At 68.0% G+C, this 21,795-nt stretch carries 24 protein-coding genes and 4 pseudogenes; 21 read left to right on the forward strand and 7 right to left on the reverse strand.

Annotated elements, in window-relative coordinates; translation table 11 throughout:
- The 3 genes from BN4332_RS08390 to BN4332_RS08400 form a co-directional block, all read right to left on the reverse strand.
- A partial coding sequence (locus BN4332_RS08390) for a class I SAM-dependent methyltransferase (protein WP_200820389.1) occupies nucleotides 1-433 on the reverse strand: 433 nt, incomplete at its 3' end.
- Nucleotides 408-920, reverse strand: coding sequence for a DUF2505 domain-containing protein (locus BN4332_RS08395; protein WP_096866860.1), 513 nt, complete (start codon nucleotides 918-920; stop codon nucleotides 408-410). The genes BN4332_RS08390 and BN4332_RS08395, both read right to left, overlap by 26 nt.
- A 23-nt stretch (nucleotides 921-943) precedes the next feature.
- Entirely contained in the window at nucleotides 944-1,450 is a 507-nt protein-coding gene (locus BN4332_RS08400; protein WP_066898030.1) for a DUF2505 domain-containing protein, read from the reverse strand.
- Between the two features lie 26 nt (nucleotides 1,451-1,476).
- On the opposite strand from BN4332_RS08400, the gene BN4332_RS08405 reads away from it, so the two are divergent.
- Nucleotides 1,477-2,571: a UDP-N-acetylmuramate dehydrogenase gene (locus BN4332_RS08405; protein ID WP_066898031.1), complete on the forward strand. Its 1,095-nt coding sequence runs from the start codon at nucleotides 1,477-1,479 to the stop codon at nucleotides 2,569-2,571.
- Between the two features lie 6 nt (nucleotides 2,572-2,577).
- The gene (locus BN4332_RS08410) at nucleotides 2,578-3,906 is read left to right on the forward strand and encodes a L,D-transpeptidase (protein ID WP_066898032.1); all 1,329 of its coding nucleotides are present in this window, start codon (nucleotides 2,578-2,580) and stop codon (nucleotides 3,904-3,906) included.
- Between the two features lie 6 nt (nucleotides 3,907-3,912).
- Here the strand turns inward: BN4332_RS08410 and BN4332_RS08415 are convergent, their stop codons facing one another.
- Nucleotides 3,913-4,659, reverse strand: coding sequence for an SDR family NAD(P)-dependent oxidoreductase (locus tag BN4332_RS08415; RefSeq protein WP_066898033.1), 747 nt, complete (start codon nucleotides 4,657-4,659; stop codon nucleotides 3,913-3,915).
- A gap of 239 nt (nucleotides 4,660-4,898) precedes the next feature.
- Between BN4332_RS08415 and BN4332_RS08425 the strand changes: the two are divergent.
- From BN4332_RS08425 to regX, 6 genes and pseudogenes are all read left to right on the forward strand, one after another.
- Nucleotides 4,899-5,195, forward strand: a pseudogene (locus BN4332_RS08425) (hypothetical protein); the annotation flags it as partial.
- Nucleotides 5,196-5,205: 10 nt separating this feature from the next.
- Nucleotides 5,206-5,964 (forward strand): annotated as a pseudogene (locus tag BN4332_RS08430) (glycosyltransferase); the annotation flags it as partial.
- Between the two features lie 50 nt (nucleotides 5,965-6,014).
- Nucleotides 6,015-6,515 (forward strand): type III secretion system chaperone family protein, encoded by a 501-nt coding sequence (locus tag BN4332_RS08435; protein ID WP_066898035.1) that lies wholly within the window; start codon nucleotides 6,015-6,017, stop codon nucleotides 6,513-6,515.
- A gap of 53 nt (nucleotides 6,516-6,568) precedes the next feature.
- Nucleotides 6,569-7,312 (forward strand): phosphoglyceromutase, encoded by a 744-nt coding sequence (locus BN4332_RS08440; protein WP_066898036.1) that lies wholly within the window; start codon nucleotides 6,569-6,571, stop codon nucleotides 7,310-7,312.
- Nucleotides 7,313-7,455: 143 nt separating this feature from the next.
- Nucleotides 7,456-8,643, forward strand: coding sequence for a sensor histidine kinase (locus BN4332_RS08445; protein ID WP_066898037.1), 1,188 nt, complete (start codon nucleotides 7,456-7,458; stop codon nucleotides 8,641-8,643).
- Between the two features lie 8 nt (nucleotides 8,644-8,651).
- Nucleotides 8,652-9,338: a two-component sensory transduction protein RegX gene (gene regX, locus BN4332_RS08450; protein ID WP_066898038.1), complete on the forward strand. Its 687-nt coding sequence runs from the start codon at nucleotides 8,652-8,654 to the stop codon at nucleotides 9,336-9,338.
- Nucleotides 9,339-9,347: 9 nt separating this feature from the next.
- Here the strand turns inward: regX and BN4332_RS08455 are convergent, their stop codons facing one another.
- On the reverse strand, nucleotides 9,348-10,124 hold the full coding sequence (locus tag BN4332_RS08455) for a DUF3109 family protein (protein WP_066898039.1): 777 nt from the start codon (nucleotides 10,122-10,124) through the stop codon (nucleotides 9,348-9,350).
- 149 nt (nucleotides 10,125-10,273) lie between these two features.
- Here BN4332_RS08455 and BN4332_RS08460 point away from each other — a divergent pair, with 149 nt between their 5' ends.
- The 9 genes and pseudogenes from BN4332_RS08460 (at nucleotide 10,274) to BN4332_RS08500 (ending at nucleotide 17,640) form a co-directional block, all read left to right on the forward strand.
- Nucleotides 10,274-11,224: a Ppx/GppA family phosphatase gene (locus BN4332_RS08460; protein ID WP_066898040.1), complete on the forward strand. Its 951-nt coding sequence runs from the start codon at nucleotides 10,274-10,276 to the stop codon at nucleotides 11,222-11,224.
- Nucleotides 11,225-11,275: 51 nt separating this feature from the next.
- Nucleotides 11,276-12,165 (forward strand): annotated as a pseudogene (locus tag BN4332_RS08465) (Rv0497 family membrane protein).
- Nucleotides 12,166-12,204: 39 nt separating this feature from the next.
- A complete protein-coding gene (locus tag BN4332_RS08470; protein WP_066898041.1) occupies nucleotides 12,205-13,050 on the forward strand; it encodes a sugar phosphate isomerase/epimerase family protein in 846 nt (281 codons plus the stop codon).
- A 31-nt stretch (nucleotides 13,051-13,081) separates the two neighbouring features.
- The gene (locus BN4332_RS08475) at nucleotides 13,082-13,894 is read left to right on the forward strand and encodes a thioesterase family protein (protein ID WP_066898042.1); all 813 of its coding nucleotides are present in this window, start codon (nucleotides 13,082-13,084) and stop codon (nucleotides 13,892-13,894) included.
- Between the two features lie 44 nt (nucleotides 13,895-13,938).
- Entirely contained in the window at nucleotides 13,939-14,799 is an 861-nt protein-coding gene (gene proC, locus BN4332_RS08480; protein ID WP_096867051.1) for a pyrroline-5-carboxylate reductase, read from the forward strand.
- A 138-nt stretch (nucleotides 14,800-14,937) separates the two neighbouring features.
- On the forward strand, nucleotides 14,938-15,165 hold the full coding sequence (locus BN4332_RS08485) for a cell division/environmental response transcriptional regulator (protein WP_003882954.1): 228 nt from the start codon (nucleotides 14,938-14,940) through the stop codon (nucleotides 15,163-15,165).
- A gap of 118 nt (nucleotides 15,166-15,283) precedes the next feature.
- Nucleotides 15,284-15,385 carry a 30S ribosomal protein bS22 gene (locus BN4332_RS08490; protein ID WP_003402602.1) on the forward strand — a complete coding sequence of 34 codons (102 nt, stop codon included), beginning with the start codon at nucleotides 15,284-15,286 and terminating at the stop codon, nucleotides 15,383-15,385.
- A 29-nt stretch (nucleotides 15,386-15,414) separates the two neighbouring features.
- Entirely contained in the window at nucleotides 15,415-16,536 is a 1,122-nt protein-coding gene (locus BN4332_RS08495; protein ID WP_200820281.1) for an SDR family oxidoreductase, read from the forward strand.
- A gap of 36 nt (nucleotides 16,537-16,572) precedes the next feature.
- Nucleotides 16,573-17,640 (forward strand): lysophospholipid acyltransferase family protein, encoded by a 1,068-nt coding sequence (locus BN4332_RS08500; RefSeq protein WP_066898045.1) that lies wholly within the window; start codon nucleotides 16,573-16,575, stop codon nucleotides 17,638-17,640.
- 89 nt (nucleotides 17,641-17,729) lie between these two features.
- Here BN4332_RS08500 and BN4332_RS08505 read toward each other — a convergent pair whose 3' ends face one another.
- Nucleotides 17,730-18,257 (reverse strand): FAS1-like dehydratase domain-containing protein, encoded by a 528-nt coding sequence (locus BN4332_RS08505; protein WP_066898046.1) that lies wholly within the window; start codon nucleotides 18,255-18,257, stop codon nucleotides 17,730-17,732.
- 105 nt (nucleotides 18,258-18,362) lie between these two features.
- Entirely contained in the window at nucleotides 18,363-19,256 is an 894-nt protein-coding gene (locus BN4332_RS08510) for an HAD family hydrolase (RefSeq protein ID WP_066898047.1), read from the reverse strand.
- Between the two features lie 77 nt (nucleotides 19,257-19,333).
- On the opposite strand from BN4332_RS08510, the gene BN4332_RS08515 reads away from it, so the two are divergent.
- The 4 genes and pseudogenes from BN4332_RS08515 to BN4332_RS08530 form a co-directional block, all read left to right on the forward strand.
- A complete protein-coding gene (locus BN4332_RS08515) occupies nucleotides 19,334-19,579 on the forward strand; it encodes a glutaredoxin family protein (protein ID WP_066898048.1) in 246 nt (81 codons plus the stop codon).
- Between the two features lie 52 nt (nucleotides 19,580-19,631).
- Nucleotides 19,632-20,598: pseudogene (gene hemA / locus BN4332_RS08520) on the forward strand (glutamyl-tRNA reductase).
- A gap of 24 nt (nucleotides 20,599-20,622) precedes the next feature.
- Nucleotides 20,623-21,552 carry a hydroxymethylbilane synthase gene (gene hemC / locus BN4332_RS08525; protein WP_066898049.1) on the forward strand — a complete coding sequence of 310 codons (930 nt, stop codon included), beginning with the start codon at nucleotides 20,623-20,625 and terminating at the stop codon, nucleotides 21,550-21,552.
- 3 nt (nucleotides 21,553-21,555) lie between these two features.
- On the forward strand, nucleotides 21,556-21,795 hold a 240-nt coding region (locus BN4332_RS08530), incomplete at its 3' end, for an SAM-dependent methyltransferase (RefSeq protein WP_235654050.1).

Below are 21,795 nucleotides of genomic sequence, written 5' to 3' on the forward strand. Positions count from 1 at the left end.
CGCCGGGCGCGAGCTGACGCGCCATCGTGGCCCAGGCCTCGGGCACCGCCTCGACCGGGTACTGCCGCAACACGTTGAACGCGCGGACCAGCACCGGCCGCAGCCCGGCCAGCTCGAATCCGCCGAGGGCGAAGTGCACGTCGGTGCCGCCGGCCATGGCTCGCGCGGTGGCCACCCGCTCGGGGTGGATCTCCAGCCCGACCACCCGGACGTCGGTGCGCACCGTCTGCAGACGCGCGGCGAGCTCGAGCGTGGTGACCGGCAGCGCGCCGTATCCCAGGTCGACCACCAGCGGATCGGCGGCGGCCCGCAATGCCGTGCGTACCCGGGCCGAGTGCACCAGCCAGCGGTCGCTGCGGCGCAGCCGGTTGTACCCGGTGGTGCCCCGGGTGACCGCCCCGACGGGTCTAGACGTGCTCGGAGATCCACTCAGTGGTGAACGCCCCCTCGATCGTGAACACGTCGTTGACGGATTGCAGGACCATGTCTTCGAGCTTGCCCCCGACCAGGGGCATCGGCACCTTGCACCGGCTGTCGGCCAGCAGCCGGCTGCCCGCGCCGACCCCGGTCAGCACATAGCGGCCATCGAGCCGGCCCGGAACATGGGAAACCGTCGCCGTGTAGTCGCCTTTCACCCCGCCCGGATCGAACGGGCCGAGGCACTGTCTCCGGGTGATCGCCATGTCGAGCGGCACCACCGACCGCAGGATCGGAGGCAGCTCCGCGCGCGGCAGCACCTGCCGGAACTCGACCTCGATGCCGTGCTCGCCGGAGCTGAATGCGGTGAGGTCCGATTTGCCGGGCGTCAGGTCGTCGTAGCGGTCCATCATGGCCTGCCAGTACTCCCGGCGCGAGTATGCGGCATAGACCGCGTCGGCGGGTGCGTCGAACACCATCGTGGTCTGCCGGCTTCGGCTCATGGCTACCGACGGTACCGCCGGGGTCAGCGGTGCTCGGTGATCCACACCGAGGTGAAGCGCTGCTCGGCGATCAGCAGATCGGTGAGCTGCGAGCCGATGAAGCTCTCGATCTTGCCGCCCACCAACGGCACCTTCACCTCGACCGTGATGTGCACCGAGAGCCGGGACCCGCCGTCGGTCCCGACGAGGGTCGCGGTACCGGACAGCGACACCGGCGCACCGGGGATCGTGCCGGTCACGGCGCCCGAGGACCGGCCGTCGCGGATCGGCTGCCAGTGCTCCTCGCGCCGGATGCTCAGATCACCGCGGTGGAACTGTGACACCAGCCCGGGCAGCCGGTCCGAGCGCAACACCTGGGTGGTCACCACATCGATGCCGCTGTCGGCGGTCACGTTCAGCGCGTCCAGGCTGGTTTCGTCGGCCCCCGAATCGGCGAGCCGGGCCAGCCAATACCGTTCGTCACCGAATGCCCGATGGACCTGTTCGACGCTGCCCTCGTAGTCGGTGGCCATGTCGAATGATCGCGGCATAGCTGGTCAGGCTACCGTTACGGCCCGTGGTCAGTTCGCATGTTGCCGGTGTCGCAATCGACGAAGCGGTTGCGCTGGCCCCACTGACCACGTTGCGGGTCGGTCCGGTGGCCAACCGGGTACTGACCTGCACCACCACTGATCAGCTCGTCGACGTGTTGCGCGCGGTGACCGACCCGATCCTGGTGCTGGCCGGTGGCTCGAATGTGGTGTTGGCCGACGACCTGGCCGACACCATGCCTGACCTCACGGTGGTGCGGGTGGCCAACACCGCGATCAGCGTGGCGGGCAACCTGCTGCGCGCGGAGGCGGGCGCGGTGTTCGACGATGTCGTCGTCGCCTCGTTGCAGCACGGGCTGGGCGGGCTGGAATGCCTGTCCGGAATCCCCGGTTCGGTCGGAGCCACGCCGGTGCAGAACGTCGGTGCGTACGGCGCCGAGGTCGCCGACACCATCAGCCGGGTACGTCTGCTCGACCGGCGCACGGGCGAAGACCGTTGGGCCGCACCGGAAGAGCTGAAGTTCGGCTACCGCACCAGCACCCTGAAACACTCCGACGCGGTCATCGTGCTGGAGGTCGAGTTCGCCCTGGACGCGACGGGCCGCAGCGCACCGCTGCGCTACCGCGAACTGGCCACCGCGCTGGGCGTCGAACCGGGGGAGCGTGCCGACCCGGCCCAAGTTCGCCAGACCGTGCTGAAGCTGCGGGCGGGCAAAGGGATGGTGCTCGACGCGCAGGACCACGACACGTGGAGCGTCGGGTCGTTCTTCACCAATCCCGTGGTGTCGCAGGCGGAGTTCGATCGGCTGCAGGCCGCCTTCCTGGCGGACCCGGCGAACGCCGAGGCCGGGCCGGTGCCGCACTACCCCGCACCCGACGGGGTCAAGCTGGCCGCCGGCTGGCTCGTCGAGCACGCCGGCTTCGGTAAGGGCTACCCGGGTGAGGGCGCTGCCGCGCGTCTTTCGACCAAACATGCGCTGGCGTTGACCAACCGTGGTGAGGCGAACACTGCCGACGTGATTGCCCTGGCCAGAGCGGTACAGGCCGGGGTCCGGGACCGCTTCGGGATCACTCTGCAGCCCGAACCGATTCTGTTCGGGTGCGATCTGTCGGTACCCTAGGTCCACGTGAGCTCAGGCGGTGATATAGAGGCCGACACGCCGTTGTTCAACCGGCGGCGTGCCCTGACGGTGCTGGCCGTCGGAGTGGGGGCCGGCCTGCTGGCCGCATGCTCCGGAGAATCGTCCGTGTCCGCACCGGAGGCCGAAGGCCCGGTGGCCCCGACGGTGACGTATGAGCCTGCCGCGGACGCCGAGGATGTGCTGCCGACGGCGCCGGTCGGGGTCAAGGTGGAGAACGGCTGGTTCCAGCGCGTCAGCCTGACCAACGCCAACGGCAAGGTGGTCGCCGGCAAATTCAACAGCGACCGCACCGCATTCACCGTCACCGAACCCCTCGGCTACGACGGCAGCTACACGTGGGCCGGCTCGGTGGTGGGGCAGGACGGCAAGGCCCAGCCCGTCGAGGGCAAGTTCACCACCGTCGCCCCGCAGAAACAGGTCAACGGTCAGTTCCAGCTCGCCGACGGCCAGGTGGTCGGTGTGGCCGCCCCGATCATCCTGCAGTTCGACGCCGCGATCGACGACGAGTACCGGGCGACCATCGAGAAAGCCCTTCAGGTCACCACCACGCCCGCGGTCGAGGGCAGCTGGGCGTGGCTGCCCGATGAGGCCGGCGGCTCGCGCGTGCACTGGCGCAGCCGGGAGTACTTCCCGGCCGGAACCAAGGTCAGCGTCAAGGCCCCGCTGTACGGCGTCCGCTTCGGCGAGGCCGCTTACGGCGCGGCCGACTCCACGCTCGACATCGAGGTGGGCCGGCGTCAGGTGGTCAGGGCCGAGGCATCGTCGCACCGCATCCAGGTGCTCGACGGGGCCGGCGCGGTGATCATGGACTTCCCGTGCAGCTACGGCGAAGGCGATCTCGATCGCAACGTCACCCGCAGCGGCATCCACGTGGTCACCGAGAAGTACGAGGACTTCTACATGACCAACCCCGCCGCCGGTTACAGCAACGTCCGGGAGCGGTTCGCCGTGCGCATCTCCAACAACGGCGAGTTCATCCACGCCAACCCGGCCAGCTCGGGTGCCCAGGGCAACAGCAACGTCACCAACGGCTGCATCAACCTGTCGCTCGAAGACGCGCAGCAGTACTACAACACCGCCATGTACGGCGACCCGGTCGAGGTGACCGGGACCCGGCTGCAGTTGTCGTACGCCGACGGCGACATCTGGGACTGGGCGGTGGACTGGAACGAGTGGAAGTCCATGTCCGCGCTGTCGTCGGAGGATGCGCCGACAAATCTGCCGGCTACCGCCCCGGCGACGCCGACGGATGCGCCCACCTTGTCGGGCACCCCGACGACCACCACCCCGCCCAGCCCCGCGCCGGGCGGCTGATCGGCGTCACTTCCGGTTGAAGCGCCCGTGCGGTGCCTGATCTCGCGGACGGATCACGATCTGGTCCAGGTTGACGTGGGACGGCCGCGAGGCGGCGAATCCGATCACCTCGGCGACGTCTTCGGCGACCAGCGGCGTGATGCCCCGGTACACGTTGTCGGCCCGCTGCTGATCGCCGTCGAAGCGCACCAGCGAGAACTCGGTCTCCACCGCGCCAGGCGCAATCTCGGTGAGCCGCACCGGTTTTCCGAGAAGCTCACCGCGCAGCGTGCGGTGCAGCGCGCCCTGGGCATGTTTGGCTGCGGTGTAACCCGAGCCGCCGTCATAGGTCTCGAACGCCGCGATCGAGGTGACCGTCACGATCAGGCCGTCACCGGATGCGATCAGTTTCGGCAGCAGCGCGCGGGAGACCCGCAGCGTGCCGAGCACGTTGGTCTCCCACATCCACCGCCAGTGGTCGAGGTCGGCATCCAGCACGGTTTCCAGCCCCCGGGCGCCGCCGGCATTGTTGACCAGCACATCCACCCGGTCCAGCTGGGCCGCCATCGCGTCGACGGCAGCCTGATCGGTGACGTCCGCCACAATCGCGGTGCCGCCGATCTCCGCCGCCAGGGCCTCGACGCGCTCGGCCCGCCGCGCCGCGCACACTACGTGAAAGCCCAGGGCGGCAAGGGTTTTCGCGGTGGCGGCACCGATTCCGGCGCTGGCGCCGGTAACCACCGCTACTCGTTGTTCTGGCTGTGCTGTCGTCATCTGCCCAACATTAGATGGGCGTGCTAAGTTCTTCGTGTGACCCGGAATCTGGACTCCCGCTTCGCGCGGCGTGCGTGTTGTTGTTGCGCACCCCGCCGCGCCTGAGGAGACCCCGGACACCGCTTTCCCGTCCTGCTGAGTCGCCAGGTGTGGTTTTCGCCCCACCAGCCGACAACCAGTAAGGACCCTTCACGTGACCACCGCCGTCGCCGCTCCCGCTCGTTCCACCGTTCGTTCCNCTGCTGGCCGACCGCGCCCGGGTGCTGGGCGAGGCCGTCGCGTTGCTGCGCGACCTGCTCAACCCCGACGACCTCGTGCTCGGCGGCCAGGCCTTCACCGAATACCCCGAGGGGATGCCCGTCGTGGAGGACGCCGTGACGCGGCGTTCGGTGCTGGGGCCCCGCGACATCCGGTTGACGGCCTTCGGCAACCGGGTGCAGGAGGCCAGCGCCGGCATCGTCTCGCTGGGTGGCCTGTATGCCGATCCGATCGGCGCCATGCGGCGCGCTCAAACCCGCCGATCCGCGGCGGTGTAGACATGTCTGTGTGCGTCTAGCCCCCGACCTTGAGACACCCCGCCGCGTCGCGGTGCTGTCGGTGCACACTTCGCCGCTGGCGCAACCGGGTACCGGTGACGCCGGCGGGATGAATGTGTACGTGCTCCAAACCGCATTGCAGCTGGCCCGTCGGGGTGTCGAGGTGGAGATCTTCACCCGGGCGACCTCGTCGTCGGATGCCCCGGTGGTCTCGGTGGCCCCGGGAGTCCTGGTGCGCAACGTGGTGGCCGGACCGTTCGAGGGCCTGGACAAGTACGACCTGCCCACGCAGCTGTGTGCCTTCACCGCCGGGGTGTTGCGGGCCGAGGCCACCCACGAGCCCGGCTACTACGACGTCGTGCACTCGCACTACTGGCTGTCCGGCCAGGTCGGCTGGCTGGCCCGGGACCGGTGGGCGGTGCCGCTGGTGCACACCGCGCACACCCTGGCCGCGGTGAAGAACGCCGCGCTGGCCGCGGGTGACTCGCCGGAACCGCCATTGCGTGCGGTGGGAGAGCAGCAGGTGGTCGACGAGGCGGACCGTCTCATCGTCAACACCGAACACGAAGCGCAGCAACTGGTTTCGCTGCACAATGCGGATCCGGGCCGGATCGACGTGGTGCATCCGGGGGTCGACCTGGACGCCTTCACTCCCGGATCCCGCGACGCGGCGCGCGCGGTGCTTGGCGTGGCCTCCGACGAGCAGGTGGTCGCCTTCGTGGGCCGGATCCAGCCGCTCAAGGCCCCCGACATCCTGCTGCGCGCGGCCGGCNGCTCCGCGCGGCGCTTCGCGTTGCGTCGGGGGGTGCGGACGTAGATATGGGCACCGGCGTCGTAAAGGTCATCACCGACACCCTCGATGAGCATGAACTCGTCTACCACCACCACAAGGGCGCACACGGTGGCCTGCCGGGCATCGTCGTCGAGCTGCCCGGGGAGCGGAAGCTCAAGACGAACACCATCCTGAGCATCGGTGAGCATTCGGTGCGCGTCGAGGCGTTCGTGTGCCGCAAGCCCGACGAGAACTTCGAAGGGGTCTATCGGTTCCTGCTCAAACGCAACCGCAGGCTGTACGGGGTCGCCTACACCCTCGACAACGTCGGCGACATCTACCTCGTCGGACGGATGTCGCTGGAGGCGGTCACCGCCGACGAGATCGACCGGGTGCTCGGTCAGGTACTCGAGGCCGTCGATTCCGACTTCAACACCCTGCTGGAACTCGGCTTCCGGTCGTCCATCCAGAAGGAGTGGGAGTGGCGGGTGTCGCGCGGTGAGTCGCTGAAGAACCTCGAGGCGTTCGAGCACCTGATCGACGACTGAGCGGGCGTCGGCCGTTCGGCGGCCGCGATGGCGACCGTGAGAAGATCACAGCCATGCCGACGCTGATCCTGCTCCGCCACGGTGAGAGCGACTGGAACCAGAAGAACCTGTTCACCGGATGGGTCGACGTCGACCTCACGGACAAGGGCCGCGCCGAGGCCATCCGTGGCGGCAAGCTACTGGTCGAGCAGGACGTGCTGCCCGACGTGGTCTACACGTCGCTGCTGCGCCGCGCCATCACCACCGCGAACCTGGCGCTCGACGCCGCCGACCGGCACTGGATCCCCGTACACCGGGATTGGCGGCTCAACGAGCGTCACTACGGCGCGCTGCAGGGCCTGGACAAGGCCGCCACCAAGGAGAAGTTCGGCGAGGAGCAGTTCATGGCGTGGCGGCGCAGCTACGACACGCCGCCGCCGCCGATCGAGAAGGGCAGCGAGTTCAGCCAGGACTCCGACCCGCGCTACGCCGACATCGGCGGCGGCCCGCTGACCGAATGCCTCAAGGACGTGGTGGAGCGCTTCGTGCCGTACTACGAGGCCACGATCGTGCCCGATTTGAAGGCCGGCAAGACCGTGCTGATCGCCGCGCACGGCAACTCGCTGCGTGCGCTGGTCAAATACCTCGATCAGATGTCCGACGATGAGGTCGTCGGTCTGAACATCCCGACCGGTATCCCGCTGCGCTACGACCTCGACGAGAACCTCAAACCGCTGGTGGCGGGCGGGCAGTACCTCGACCCCGAGGCTGCGGCCGCCGGCGCCGCGGCAGTGGCCGCGCAGGGAGCCAAAAAATAGTTCGCTGGGCCCGCGGGCCTGTGGGCGAACAGCAGGTTACCCAGGGTTAACGACGGCCGAACTCCTGTGTTTGTCGGTGTGACTTGTCCCGTTTTGGCCGCACGCTGCTGGGATGACGTTCACCGGGTGCGTACGATTTTCGCGTGAGCTTGGTGTCGGCGTTACTGCTGACGGCGGTCGTGTCGTTGCTCGCGCTGATTGTCGGTGCGGGCGTCGCCGCCGCAGTCGCACCCCGCATCGTTGCCCGTCGGCGACGTCGCGAAGCCGATCAGGCGGGGCTGACGGTGTCGCAGATGCTCCAGCACATCGTGTCCGCCTCGCCCAACGGCATCGTCGTGGTCGACACCTTCAACGACGTCGTCTACGCCAATGAGCGGGCCTCCGAACTCGGTGTGGTGCGCGACCGGCTCCTCGACGACCGGGCCTGGCGCGCCGCCGAGCAGGTGTTCGCCACCGGTCAGGCCATCGACGTGGATCTGTCGCCGCGCAAGCTGGCCCACCCCGGCCGTTCGGGTATCTCGGTGCGCGGCCTGGTGCGGCCACTGACCGATCAGGACCGGCGCTTCGCCGTCGTCTATGCCGACGACCAGTCCGAGCACGCGAGAATGGAAGCGACTCGCAGGGATTTCGTGGCCAACGTCAGCCACGAGCTCAAGACGCCGGTGGGGGCGATGCGGGTGCTGGCCGAGGCGCTGCAGGCCTCCGCGGACGACCCGGACATGGTGCGCCGCTTCTCCGACAAGATGGTGGCCGAATCGCAGCGGCTGGCCGAGATGGTCGGCGAGCTGATCGAACTGTCCCGGTTGCAGGGCGCCGAGCGGCTGCCCGATCTGGGCGCCGTCGACGTCGACACCGTGGTGTCCGAAGCGCTGTCGCGGCACAAGGTGGCCGCCGACAAGGCCGACATCTCGATTACCACCGACCATCCGACCGGTTACCGCGTGCTGGGCGACCAGACTCTGCTGGTGACCGCCATTGCCAATCTGGTCTCCAACGCAATCGCTTACTCGCCCAACGGATCCGGCATCTCGATCAGCCGGCGCCGCCGTGGCGGCAGCGTCGAGATCGCGGTCACCGACCGCGGGATCGGCATCGCCAAGGCCGATCAGGAACGGGTCTTCGAGCGGTTCTTCCGGGTCGACAAGGCCCGTTCGCGCGCCACCGGCGGCACCGGGCTGGGCCTGGCGATCGTCAAACATGTGGCCGCCAACCACAACGGAACCATCCGGCTGTGGAGTCAGCCGGGTACCGGGTCGACGTTCACCTTGTCGATCCCGGCCTATCCCGAAACCGATGAGCCCACCAGTGGCTCGGACGAACGAGAGGATTAGCGAGAACGATGACCAGCGTGTTGATCGTTGAGGACGAGGAGTCGCTGGCCGATCCCCTGGCATTCCTGCTCCGCAAGGAAGGCTTTGAGGCCACCGTGGTCGCCGACGGTCCCTCCGCACTGGCCGAGTTCGAGCGCTCCGGCGCCGATATCGTCCTGCTGGACTTGATGCTGCCCGGGATGAGCGGTACCGACGTCTGTAAGCAACTACGTGCCCGCTCCAGCGTGCCGGTGATCATGGTCACCGCGCGCGACAGCGAGATCGACAAGGTGGTCGGCCTCGAGTTGGGCGCCGACGACTACGTCACCAAGCCGTATTCGGCCCGCGAGTTGATCGCCCGGATCCGGGCCGTGTTGCGCCGTGGCGCCGACACCGACGACAGCGGCATCGGCGACGGCGTGCTGGAGGCCGGCCCGGTGCGGATGGACGTGGAACGCCACGTCGTCAGTGTCAACGGTGAGCAGATCACGTTGCCGCTCAAGGAATTCGACCTGCTCGAATACCTGATGCGCAACAGCGGCCGGGTACTCACCCGCGGCCAGCTCATCGACCGGGTGTGGGGCGCCGACTACGTCGGTGACACCAAAACCCTTGACGTGCACGTCAAGAGATTGCGTTCCAAGATCGAGGCGGACCCGGCCAACCCGGTGCACCTGGTCACCGTGCGCGGCCTGGGCTACAAGCTGGAGGGCTGAACCACCGGGCTACTCCGCGGCCCTCGTCGCCGGGTGCACCGCCACCAGTCCGAGGGCGCTGCGACGCCGGCACATCGCGGCCAGTTCGGCGTAGGCCTTCTCGCCGAGCACCGCGGTGAGCTCGGGCGCGTAGGACTCGAACACCGGGCGGGCGCCGACGTGGGCGGCGGGATCACCGGTGCAGTACCAGTGCAGGTCCGCACCGCCCTCGCCCCAGCCGCGCCGGTCGTATTCGGTGATGACGGTCCGCAGGATCTGGGTGTCGTCGGGCCGGGTGACCCACTCCTGACTGCGTCGGATCGGTAGTTGCCAGCACACGTCGGGCTTCATGGTCAGCGGTTCGACCCCGAGTTTGAGGGCCTTGCTGTGCAGGGCGCACCCGATCCCGCCGGCAAAACCGGGACGGTTCAGGAAGATGCACGCGCCCTTGTACTTCCGGGTGCGCAGGTTGGGCTTGCCGTCGTACTCGTCGTCCTCCAGGTAGCCCTTGCGGCCCAGCCCCTTCTCGCGGAACTGCCAGTCGTCGTCGGTCAGCTGTTTGACCGCATCGTCGAGCCGGGCCCGATCGTCGTCGTCGGAGAGGAACGCTCCATGGGAGCAGCAGCCGTCGTCCGGCCGGCCCTCGACCGTGCCCTTGCAGGCCGGCGTGCCGAACACGCACGTCCAGCGCGACAACAACCACGTCATGTCGGCGGCAATCAGATGCGTCGGGTCCTCAGGGTCATAGAACTCCACCCACTCACGGGCAAAGTCCAGTTCCACCTCACCGGGATGCACATCTGTCACAGCGCAAACGCTACCCCCATATGGCCGAACGCAATTCCCAACCGCCGCACTAGCGGCGGTGCGGCGCGCCACATTCCCGGCCGGCCGGTCACGGCGGGTTCGGGAGGTCCGGCCACGAAGCGCCTCTCGGCTGCCGTTAGGTTGGTGCGGTGCGGCTAGGCGTGCTCGATGTCGGGAGTAACACGGTTCATCTCCTCGTGGTGGATGCGCGCCGTGGCGGCCATCCGACCCCGATGAGCTCCACCAAGGCGGCGCTGCGGCTCGCCGAGGCCATCGACAACTCGGGCAAGCTGACCCGCAAGGGAGCCGACAGCCTGGTGGCCACGGTCGACGAGTTCGCCAAGATCGCCACCAGCTCGGGTTGCGCCGAACTGATGGCGTTTGCCACCTCGGCGGTGCGTGACGCCACCAACTCTGAGGACGTGCTGGCCAGGGTGCAGGCCGAGACCGGGGTTTCCCTCAAGGTGCTCAGCGGGGTCGACGAATCCCGGCTGACGTTCCTGGCGGTGCGCCGCTGGTACGGCTGGAGCGCGGGCCGGATCATCAACATCGACATCGGTGGTGGCTCGCTCGAGCTGTCCAGCGGGGTGGACGAAGAACCCGAGGTGGCGCTGTCGTTGCCGCTGGGAGCGGGGCGGCTGACCAGGGAGTGGCTCGCCGAAGACCCTCCTGGGCGGCGCCGAGTCGCGATGCTGCGGGACTGGCTGGCCACCGAGCTCGCCGATGCAGGTGAGACCATGCGCCGGACCGGGACCCCGGACCTGGCGGTGGCCACCTCGAAGACCTTCCGATCGTTGGCCCGGTTGACCGGGGCGGCCCCCTCGGGTGCCGGCCCTCGGGTCAAGCGAACCCTCACCGCCGCCGGATTAAGACAGCTCATAGCTTTCATCTCTAGGATGACTGCGGCTGACCGTGCCGAACTGGAAGGGGTGAGCGCCGAGCGGGCACCACAGATCGTGGCCGGTGCTTTGGTAGCTGAAGCTAGTATGCGAGCACTGGATATCGATTCCGTCGACATTTGCCCCTGGGCGTTGCGAGAAGGGCTGATTCTGCGGAAACTCGACAGCGAGGCCGACGGCACAGCCTTGGTAGAGACGTAGGCGCGGGACGCCGGACGTTAAGGAAGAGCTAGCCCCAAAGGCAACATAGGTATGACAGGACCAGAAAACAGCCCATCCGGCACCCGGCCGATCTCGGTCGCCGAGCTGCTGGCGAAGAACGGGACGATCGGGGCACCCCCGGTCGGCGGTCGCCGTCGGCGTCGTCGCGGCAACAGCGATGCGGTGACCGTCGCCGAACTCACCGGAGAGATCCCGGTGATCACCGACGACATCGAGGTCGATGCGCCGGATGAATCGCTGCCCGCGCCTGACCCGCTGGTCGACACCGCAATCGTGCCGCCCATCGTCGACGAGCCCCGCGAGTCCCGTGAGGTCCGTGAGCCGCGCGAAACCCGTGAACCTCGCGAGCCCCGCGAATCCCGCGACGAGTCGCGCGCCCGCAACGGCGGGCCCNGGACGACGAGGAAGTGCGTGACGTCGACGCCGTGGACGACTCGGTCTACGACGACTACACCGATGACTACGACGATCGTTCCTACGCCCCGCTGGGATCGCTGTTCGGCGGCGATTCCGACGCCGACGAGGCCACCCGCCGCGCGCGGGGCCGTTCCGGCGCCGATGACGCCGACCTCGAGCTCGACGAGGATCTGGGCGACGGCACGGCCGAGGCGGGCGACTTCGACGAACACGACGATTTCGACGAAGAGCATCAGCCGGCCTCGCCGTTGATGCGCGCCCTGTGGGTCGTCGGCCAGTGCATGATCGCGGTGGCCTTCGGCGCCGGCCTGTTCGTCGCCTTCGACCAGTTGTGGAAGTGGAACACCATCGTCGCCCTCGTGCTGGGCGTGCTGGTCATCCTCGGCCTGGCCGGGGGTGTGCGGGTGGTCCGCAAGACCGAGGACATCGGCAGCACGCTGACCGCGGTGGCGGTCGGGGCACTGGTCACCTTCGGACCGTTGGCGCTGCTGCAGGCGAGTTAGTACACCCGTACATAAATCGGCCAGTACACAATTAGGTCTGTGCGCCCAGCCATCAAGGTCGGCCTGTCCACCGCTTCGGTCTATCCGCTGAGGACCGAGGCTGCGTTCGAGTACGCTGCCCGGCTCGGGTACGACGGCGTCGAGCTCATGGTGTGGGCCGAATCGGTCAGCCAGGACGTGGAAGCGGTAGCCGCGTTGTCATCTCGTTACGGCGTCCCGGTGTTGTCGGTGCACGCGCCGTGCCTGCTGATCTCGCAGCGGGTGTGGGGAGCCAACCCGATCCCCAAGCTGGAGCGCAGCGTGCGGGCCGCCGAACAGTTGGGTGCGCAGACCGTCGTGGTGCATCCGCCGTTCCGGTGGCAGCGCCGCTACGCCGAGGGGTTCAGCGATCAGGTCGCCCAGTTGGAGGCCGACAGCGAGATTCTGGTGGCGGTGGAGAACATGTTCCCGTTCCGGGCCGACCGGTTCTTCGGGGCGGGCGGCACCTCCATCGAGCGGATGCGCAAGCGCGGCGGCACCCCGGGCCGCGGCATCACCGCGTTCGCGCCGTCGTACGACCCGCTGGACGGCAATCACGCGCACTACACGCTCGATCTGAGCCACACCGCCACGGCGGGCACCGACGCCATGGACATGGCCCGGCGCATGGGCGACGGCCTGGTGCACCTGCACCTGTGCGACGGCAAGGGCGCCTCGACCGACGAGCATCTGGTGCCCGGCCGCGGCACCCAGCCCGCCGCCGAGATCTGCCAGATGCTGGCGGCAGGCAATTTCTCCGGTCACGTCGTGCTGGAGGTCACGACGTCGGCGGCCAGGACGGCCTCCGAACGCGAGGCGCTGCTCACCGAGTCGCTGCAGTTCGCCCGCACGCACCTGTTGCGCTGAATTCCGGCGCCATACCCACGAAGGACCGCCCATGACCGGCTCCACCCTGTTCACCGACGCCATGGCCCTGACGCCGGCCGGCGACGGGATCTATCACGGCGACCTCAACGAGCACTGGACCATCGGCCCCAAGGTGCACGGCGGCGCGATGCTCGCGTTGTGCGCGAATGCCGCACGCACCGAGCTGGGTTCGACCGCGCAGCCCATCGCGATGTCGGCGAACTACCTGTGGGCGCCGGATCCCGGGCCGATGCAGCTCGCCACGACGGTGCGCAAGCGCGGTCGACGGATCGGCCTGGTCGACGTGGAGCTGCGGCAGGGCGATCGGGTGGCGGTGACGGCGTCGGTGACGCTCGGGGAGCCCGAACATCATGTGCCGCCGCTGTTGTCGTTCAACCCCGTGGTGCCGTTGATGACGCCGGAACCGCCGCCGGGGCTCGAGCCGATCGGGCCGGGACATCCCATGGAGCACGTCGTGCATCTGGCGCACGGCTGTGACATCCGGCCCGCGCTGCACACCATGGGCCCGCGCACCGACGGCGGCCCACCGGTCTTCGAGTACTGGGTGCGTCCGAAGGGAGTCGCTCCCGACGTCCTGTTCGCGCTCCTGTGCGGCGATGTGTCGGCTCCGGTCACCTTTGCCGTGGAGCGCACCGGTTGGGCGCCCACGGTCCAGCTGACGGCCTATCTGCGGGCGTTACCGGCCGATGGCTGGCTGCGGGTGATGTGCACCTCGGTGCAGATCGGCCAGGACTGGTTCGACGAGGACCACATCGTGGTCGACTGCGAGGGCCGGATCATCGTCCAGACGCGGCAGCTGGCGATGGTGCCCGCGCAAGGCTGACGGCGGAGGCATCGCGGGTCGGCCGTCGTGGGATGCTGTCGCCCATGTCGAGAATCGCGATCATCGGCGGCGGAAGCATGGGTGAGGCACTGCTGTCGGGACTGTTAAGGGCTGGCAGGCAGGTCAAGGATTTGGTGGTCGCGGAGAAGTTTCCGGGCCGGGCCAAGTATCTGTCGGAGAAGTACTCGGTGCTGGTGACCTCGGTCGCCGACGCCGCCGACGCCGCCGACTACGTCGTCGTCGCGGTCAAGCCGGCCGATGTCGCCAACGTGATCGACGAGATCGCCGAGGCCGCCGTGAGTGCCGACACCGACACCGCCGAGCAGGTGTTCGTCTCCATCGCCGCCGGCGTGAGCACGTCGTACTACGAGAACAAGCTGCCTGCCGGAGCGCCGGTGGTCCGCGTCATGCCCAATGCGCCCATCGTGGTCGGCGGCGGCGTGAGCGCGCTGGCCCCGGGCCGGTTCGTCACCGCCGAGCAGCTCAAGGAGGTCTCGGCGATCTTCGATGCCGTCGGCGGCGTGATCACCGTCGGCGAATCGCAGCTGGACGCGGTGACGGCGGTGTCCGGCTCGGGGCCGGCGTACTTCTTCCTGATGGTCGAGGCACTCGTCGACGCGGGGGTGGAGTCGGGTCTGTCGCGCGCGGTGGCCACCGATCTGGCGGTGCAGACGATGGCCGGTTCGGCCGCGATGCTGCTGGAGCGCCTCGACGAGGTGAACGCGGCGGGCGGCGCCGCCCTGGACACCACACCCACCCAATTGCGGGCGATGGTGACCTCCCCGGCCGGTACCACCGCCGCTGGGCTGCGGGAACTCGAGCGCGGTGGCCTGCGGTCCGCGGTGTCCAACGCCGTCCAGGCCGCGAAAATACGCTCTGAGCAGCTCGGAATTACATCTGAGTAATTAGATTAATTCCGATGGATTAGCCCACACCCGTCGCAGTAACCCCACCCGCCACGCTATTCTCCCTTTGTATGCGCGGGTCGGTGCCAGCGGTGGGGAAGCCGCTGGGACTGCCTGTGCCTGATTGATTGGGTTGCGATGACGTCTATGAACGGGCCATCGGCGCGGGATGCTGGCGACGGTCAGCCTCGAGCTCAATTTCTGACGGTCGCCGAGGTGGCGAGCTTGATGAGGGTCTCGAAGATGACGGTGTACCGATTGGTGCACAACGGCGAGTTGCCTGCGGTTCGAGTGGGTCGATCGTTCCGGGTCCACGCCAAGGCTGTCCACGATCTGCTGGAGTCTTCGTACTTCGACGCGGGCTGAGCGCACGGCCGCACCGGGGCTGGAGCGTTGACCCAGGCTGGCGTTTTCCGTTTCGGTGGTTGGCCCGGGTAAAGTAACCGGGTCAATCATCAGCGGAGTAGCGGAGACACCGGGGTTTATGGGCTCAGTCATCAAGAAGCGGCGTAAGCGTATGTCGAAGAAGAAGCACCGCAAGCTGCTTCGGCGTACCCGGGTGCAGCGTAGAAAACTCGGCAAGTAGCCAACCGCTGCGGCCGCTAGGCTGAGCCGATGGATTCTGAAGGTCGTTCGGGGGGACGCCCGACGGGAGTCCCCGGGTCAACTGGCGGGGCCCAGCCGACAGGCGCGGCCCCTCCTCCGAAAGTGGTTCTGGTCACGGGTGCGTGCCGGTTCCTCGGTGGTTATCTGACCGCCAGGCTGGCGCAGAACCCGTCCATCGAGCATGTCATCGCCGTCGACGCGGTGGTGCCCAGCAAGGACCTGATGCGTCGGATGGGGCGGGCCGAGTTCGTCCGCGCCGACATCCGCAACCCGTTCATCGCCAAGGTGATCCGGAACGGGAACGTGGACACCGTCGTACATGCGGCGGCGGCGTCGTACGCGCCCAGGTCCGGTGGCCGGGCCGCGTTGAAGGAACTCAACGTGATGGGCGCGATCCAGCTGTTCGCGGCCTGCCAGAAGGCGCCGTCGGTCCGCCGGGTGGTGCTCAAGTCCACGTCCGAGGTGTACGGCGCGAGTTCGCGTGACCCGGTCATGTTCAGCGAGGAGAGCAGTGCTCGGCGTCCGCCGGGTGACGGCTTCGCGCGGGACAGCATCGATATCGAGGGGTACGCCCGCGGGCTGGCGCGGCGCAGGCCGGACATCGACCTGACGATCCTGCGGCTGGCCAACATGATCGGGCCGGCCATGGACACCGCGCTGTCGCGGTACCTCGCGGGGCCGATCGTCCCGTCCGTGGTCGGGCACGACGCACGGTTGCAACTGCTGCACGAACAGGACGCCCTCGGCGCGCTGGAACGGGCCACGATGGCCGGCAAGGCGGGCACGTTCAACGTCGGCGCCTCGGGCATCATCATGATGAGCCAGGCGATCCGCCGGTCCGGGCGAATCCGGGTCCCGGTGCCGCGCGGAGCGTTGTCGGCGATCAATTCCCTCAGTCGCGCAACGCGTTACACCGAACTCGACCGGGATCAGATGAACTATCTGAGCTACGGCCGGGTCATGGACACCACGCGCATGCACAGGGATCTGGGCTACAGTCCAAAGTGGACGACAGCCGAAGCGTTCGACGATTACGTCCGTGGTCGCGGATTGACTCCGATACTCGATCCGCGATGGGTACGCTCAATGGAGAGCCGCGCCGTGGGGGTGGCGCAGCGTTTGGGACATTAGTACTGGCTCTATCCGGGGTGGGGAGAAGGTATCGACGTGGCGGCCGAACCTAAAGCGAAAGTCATTCCGCTACATGGCAATTCAAGTCGTGCCGGCGCTGCGCGGCGCGCTGCGGCCCGGTCGGACAGCGCTCGCCGGCATCCGTCGGTACTGACCGATCCCGGTAGTCGCGCGTCGGCCGAGCAGATCGCCGCCGTGGTGCGGGAGATCGATCAGCACCGCAGCACCGCGTCGGGCCAGTCGGTGGTCGACGACCGCCCCACCGAACTCGCCAAACACATCGCGGCGGTCTCGGAATTCATCCGGACCCGGATGACCGGCGCCTACTCGGTGGACGAGTTCGGGTTCGATCCGCACATCACCAACGCAATCTTCCTGCCTTTGCTCAGGACCTTCTTCCGGTCCTGGTTTCGCGTCGAGGTGTCCGGCATCGAGAACCTGCCGGAGACCGGGGCCGCGCTCGTCGTCGCCAACCACGCCGGGGTGCTGCCGTTCGACGGCCTGATGACACAGGTGGCCGTGCACGACCATCACCCCGCGCATCGGGACCTGCGTCTGCTCGCCGCCGATCTGGTCTTCGACCTGCCGATGGTCGGCCAGGCCGCGCGCAAGGCCGGGCACACGGTGGCCTGCACCACCGATGCGCACCGGCTGCTGGCCAACGGTGAGCTCACCGCGGTGTTCCCGGAGGGCTTCAAGGGCCTGGGCAAGAACTTCAAGGACCGCTACAAGCTGCAGCGGTTCGGCCGCGGCGGGTTCGTTTCCGCAGCTCTGCGGGCACAGGCACCGATCGTGCCGTGCTCGATCGTCGGGTCAGAGGAGATCTACCCGATGATGGCCGACATCAAGCTGCTGGCCCGGCTGCTCGGGCTGCCGTACTTCCCGGTGACCCCGCTGTTCCCGCTGGCCGGACCGCTCGGTTTGGTGCCGTTGCCGTCGAAGTGGCACATCCAGTTCGGTGAGCCCATCGAGACCACCGGCTACGACGAGAGTGCCGCCGACGACCCGATGGTCACCTTCGAGCTGACCGATCAGGTCCGCGAAACCATCCAGCACACGCTGTACCGGCTGCTGGCCGGCCGCCGAAACATGTTCTTCGGCTGAGTTTTTCGCTCACCTTTCACCCACGTACAGACGAAGAAATGCCCCTTTCCGAGCGGAAAGGGGCATTTCTATATCTGCTCGTGGGGGGGCTAGCTCTTTTGCCCAGCAACCATCTTGGCGATCGCCGCGTCGCGCGCCGCGGCGATCTGCGAGCTGATCTCGTCAGCCTCGTCGATGGCGGCCTCGCCGAGCATGGTCACGATGCTGGTGGCCACCGGGTTGCCGTCGTCGTCGGTGACCTCGGCGCGAACCTCGGCGATCACGGTGCCGTGCGACTCGATGACCGAGTCCAGGTACGAATCGAACCACAGCTTGTCGCCGACCAGGATCGGCCGGTGGAAGATCAGCTTCTGGTCGCGGTGCAGCACGCGCTCCAGATTGATCGGGATGTCGAACTTGTCGAACAGCTCCAGCTGGACCCGGCGGCCGGCGACAGCCAAGAACGTCACGGAGGCCACCACGGCGTCATGGCCGTATTCCCTGGCGGATTCCACGTTGTAGTGCGCGGGATGGTCGTCCTTGACCGCGCGGGCGAACTCACGGACCTGCTCCCGGCCGACCTCGAAGTAGTCGGGGTACCGGTAGTGCGTCCCGATGATGTTTGCGGCGATGCTCATGTTCCCTGCGCTGTTCGTATGCGGTGCGCGGTGCGCACAAACGTGCATGGCTGTCGGGCCCGTTGCGCGGCCCGCCGCGGCAGCTTATCAGCGTGGTGCGCTTGCTCAGCGAATGTCGTGGCGACGGGACGCGACCGCGGCCAATGCGCCGCCGAGCGCGCCGAGGGCCAATGCCGACGGAACACCGATGCGCGCGGCCTTGCGGGCGGTCCGGAAATCGCGGATCTCCCAGCCCCGCTCCCTGGCCACGTCGCGTAGGGCGGCATCGGGGTTGATCGCCACCGCGGTGCCGACCAGTGACAGCATCGGCACGTCGTTGAAGCTGTCGGAGTAGGCGGTGCAGCGCCGCAGGTTCAGGCCTTCCCGGATGGCCAGCGACCGCACGGCGTGGGCCTTGCCGGTGCCGTGCAGGATGTCGCCGACCAGCCGACCGGTGAACACGCCGTCGACCGACTCGGCAACCGTTCCGAGCGCTCCGGTGAATCCCAGCCGTCTGGCTATCGTGGCGGCCAGCTCGTAGGGCGTCGCGGTGACCAGCCACACCTGCTGGCCGGCGTCGATGTGCATCTGGGCCAGTGCCCGGGTGCCGGGCCAGATCTTGTCGGCGATGATCTCGTCGTAGATCTCCTCGCCGAGCGCCTCGAGCTCGGCGGTCGAGCGGCCTTCGATGAACGCCAGCGCCTTCTGCTTGCCCTCGGCGACGTCGTCGCTGTTCTCCTTGCCGGTGAACTGGAACTTGGCCTGGGCGTATGCGATGCCCAGGATGTCGCGGTAGGTGAAGTACTTGCGGGCGGCCAGCCCCCGCGCGAAGTGCACCAGCGACGAGCCGTGCACCAGGGTGTTGTCCACGTCGAAGAACGCCGCGGCCGTCAGATCGGGCGGTGGCGCCGGCGTACCGACCGGGTCGGTGTCGGACTCGAGTTCGGTGACGGCGACCTCGGCGCTGGCCTCACCGCCAAGCTGCTGTTCGAGCGCATCGGCACTACCGGATTCGGGCACGTTTTCACCCTAAGTCACCGCGCCGGGATACTGGCGGTGTGGAGGGCGAGCAGGCGGGTAGTGGCGGTCGAGCCACTGTGACGTTGCTGACCAGGGCAGGCTGCGGCATGTGTGCCCGCGCCGCCCAGCAGCTGGCGGCGCTGCGGGAGGAACTGGACTTCGACCTGGTGAATACCGATGTCGACGCCGCGGCCGACGCGGGCGATGCGTCGCTGCGGGCGCGATTCGGCGACCTGTTGCCGGTGATTTTGCTGAACGGTACTGAGCACAGTTACTGGGAGGTCGACGAGCAGCAGCTTCGCGCCGACCTTTCCACGCGGTGAAATTTGGTGGCCAGGCCGGAAACGATTACCTTGGTGACGTGGTGATGACGCCGTGAGTGTGCTGCTATTCGGGGTTTCGCACCGCAGCGCGCCGGTGTCTGTTCTGGAGCAGTTGAGCACTGACGAATCCGATCAGGCCAAGATCATCGACGAGGTGCTGCGGTCTTCGTTGGTCACCGAGGCGATGGTGCTGTCCACCTGCAACCGGGTCGAGGTCTACGCCGTGGTCGAGGCGTTCCACGGAGGCCTCTCGGTGATCGGTCAGGTGCTCTCCGACCACTCCGGCATGTCGCTCAACGACCTCACCAAATATGCCTATGTGCGCTACGCCGAGGCCGCCGTCGAGCACCTGTTCGCGGTGACCAGCGGCCTGGATTCGGCTGTCATCGGCGAAGCCCAGGTGCTGGGGCAGGTGCGTCGGGCGTATTCCTCGGCCGAGGCGAATCAGACGGTCGGGCGCACCCTGCACGAGCTGGCGCAGCGGGCGCTGAACGTCGGCAAGCGGGTGCATTCCGAGACCGGGATCGACGCCGCCGGCGCATCGGTGGTCTCGGTGGCCCTCGGCATGGCCGACACCAAACTCACCGGCGGGCTGGCCGGACGCACGGCGGCCGTGATCGGCGCGGGCTCCATGGGCGCCCTGGCCGGCGCGCACCTGGTGCGGGCCGGGATCGAGCGGGTCCACGTGGTGAACCGGTCGCTGCCGCGGGCCCAGCGCCTGGCCGCGAACCTCACCGAGCAGGGGGTCCAGGCCCAGGCGGTATCGCTGGACCAGCTGCCGGAGGCTCTCGCCGACGCCGACGTGGTGATCAGCAGCACCGGGGCGGTCCGTCCGGTGGTCTCTCTGGCCGACGTGCACCATGCCCTGGCCCNGGGTGAAACAACTTGCCAGCGCACCTGGCGGGGACAGCTACGCAGAGGCCCTGCGGGAGCTGTTCGAACTCGATCCGCAGGCCGTCGAAGCTGTGGCGGCCAGCGAATTGCCTTTCATGACAACAGATCTCGATAAGTCTGAGTAGAGCTTGGTAAAAACGCGCGATACGGTGATCCGGATCGGCACCCGGGGTAGCCTGCTGGCGACCACGCAGGCCGGCACCATAAGGGACGCTTTGCTGGCCGCCGGTCACCCCTGTGAGCTGGTGATCATCTCCACCGAGGGTGACCGCAACCAGGGGCCGATCGCCGACATCGGCGTCGGGGTGTTCACCGCGGCGCTGCGAGAGGCGATCCACGACGGCCGGGTCGACATGGCCGTGCACTCCTACAAAGATTTGCCCACCGCCCAGGACGAGCGGTTCACCATCGCCGCCGTCCCGCGTCGTGAGGATCCCCGGGACGCGCTGGTGGCACGCGACGGACTGGTGCTCGGAGAGTTGCCGGCCGGCTCCACGATCGGCACGTCGAGCCCGCGGCGGGCCGCGCAGCTTAGAGCACTGGGTCTCGGTTTGGAAATCCGCCCCCTACGAGGCAACCTAGATACCAGGTTGAACAGGGTTACGAGCGGTGATCTCGACGCCATCGTGGTCGCCCGTGCGGGTCTGGCCCGTATCGGACGGCTCGAAGAAGTCACCGAGACGCTCGAGCCGGTGCAGATGTTGCCAGCGCCGGCTCAGGGTGCGCTCGCGGTGGAATGTCGCGCCGGCGACACCGAGCTGATTTCGGTGCTGTCGGAGCTGGAGGACACCGACACGCGCGCCGCGGTTACCGCCGAACGGATCCTGCTCGCCGAACTGGAGGCGGGTTGTTCCGCACCGGTCGGTGCGATCGCTGAGGTGGTCGAGTCGATCGATGAGGACGGCAACGTCTTCGAGGAGCTGTCGTTGCGCGGCTGCGTGGCGACGCTGGACGGATCCGACGTGATCCGTGCGTCCGGCATCGGAACTCCCGGTCGGGCCGCTGACTTGGGTGTCTCGGTGGCCGCGGAGCTTTTCGATCTGGGTGCACGCGAGCTGTTGGTAGAAGCGCGGGAGTGAAGAATGACCATGCGAGGTCGCAAGGCTAAGCCCGGCCGCATCACATTTGTGGGCTCAGGCCCGGGAGACCCGGGGCTGCTGACGGCACGGGCGCAATCCGTGCTGGCGCACGCCGAGTTGGTGTTCACCGATCCCGACGTTCCCGAGGCCGTGCTGGCCCTGATCGGCACTGAGTTGCCGCCGGCATCCGGTCCGGCCCCGGCTGAGCCGGCCAAGGCCGCCGATGCCGCCGCGGGCGACGCG

This window comes from Mycolicibacterium houstonense, assembly GCF_900078665.2.
Classification (GTDB): domain Bacteria; phylum Actinomycetota; class Actinomycetes; order Mycobacteriales; family Mycobacteriaceae; genus Mycobacterium; species Mycobacterium houstonense.

Coding starts and splice junctions, on each gene's coding strand:
- BN4332_RS08395 (WP_096866860.1), bottom strand. CDS start 920: ATGAGCCGAAGCCGGCAGACCACGATGGTGTTCGACGCACCCGCCGAC.
- BN4332_RS08400 (WP_066898030.1), bottom strand. CDS start 1,450: ATGCCGCGATCATTCGACATGGCCACCGACTACGAGGGCAGCGTCGAA.
- BN4332_RS08415 (WP_066898033.1), bottom strand. CDS start 4,659: ATGACGACAGCACAGCCAGAACAACGAGTAGCGGTGGTTACCGGCGCC.
- BN4332_RS08435 (WP_066898035.1), top strand. CDS start 6,015: ATGGGCACCGGCGTCGTAAAGGTCATCACCGACACCCTCGATGAGCAT.
- BN4332_RS08440 (WP_066898036.1), top strand. CDS start 6,569: ATGCCGACGCTGATCCTGCTCCGCCACGGTGAGAGCGACTGGAACCAG.
- regX (WP_066898038.1), top strand. CDS start 8,652: ATGACCAGCGTGTTGATCGTTGAGGACGAGGAGTCGCTGGCCGATCCC.
- BN4332_RS08475 (WP_066898042.1), top strand. CDS start 13,082: ATGACCGGCTCCACCCTGTTCACCGACGCCATGGCCCTGACGCCGGCC.
- proC (WP_096867051.1), top strand. CDS start 13,939: ATGTCGAGAATCGCGATCATCGGCGGCGGAAGCATGGGTGAGGCACTG.
- BN4332_RS08485 (WP_003882954.1), top strand. CDS start 14,938: ATGACGTCTATGAACGGGCCATCGGCGCGGGATGCTGGCGACGGTCAG.
- BN4332_RS08490 (WP_003402602.1), top strand. CDS start 15,284: ATGGGCTCAGTCATCAAGAAGCGGCGTAAGCGTATGTCGAAGAAGAAG.
- BN4332_RS08495 (WP_200820281.1), top strand. CDS start 15,415: ATGGATTCTGAAGGTCGTTCGGGGGGACGCCCGACGGGAGTCCCCGGG.
- BN4332_RS08505 (WP_066898046.1), bottom strand. CDS start 18,257: ATGAGCATCGCCGCAAACATCATCGGGACGCACTACCGGTACCCCGAC.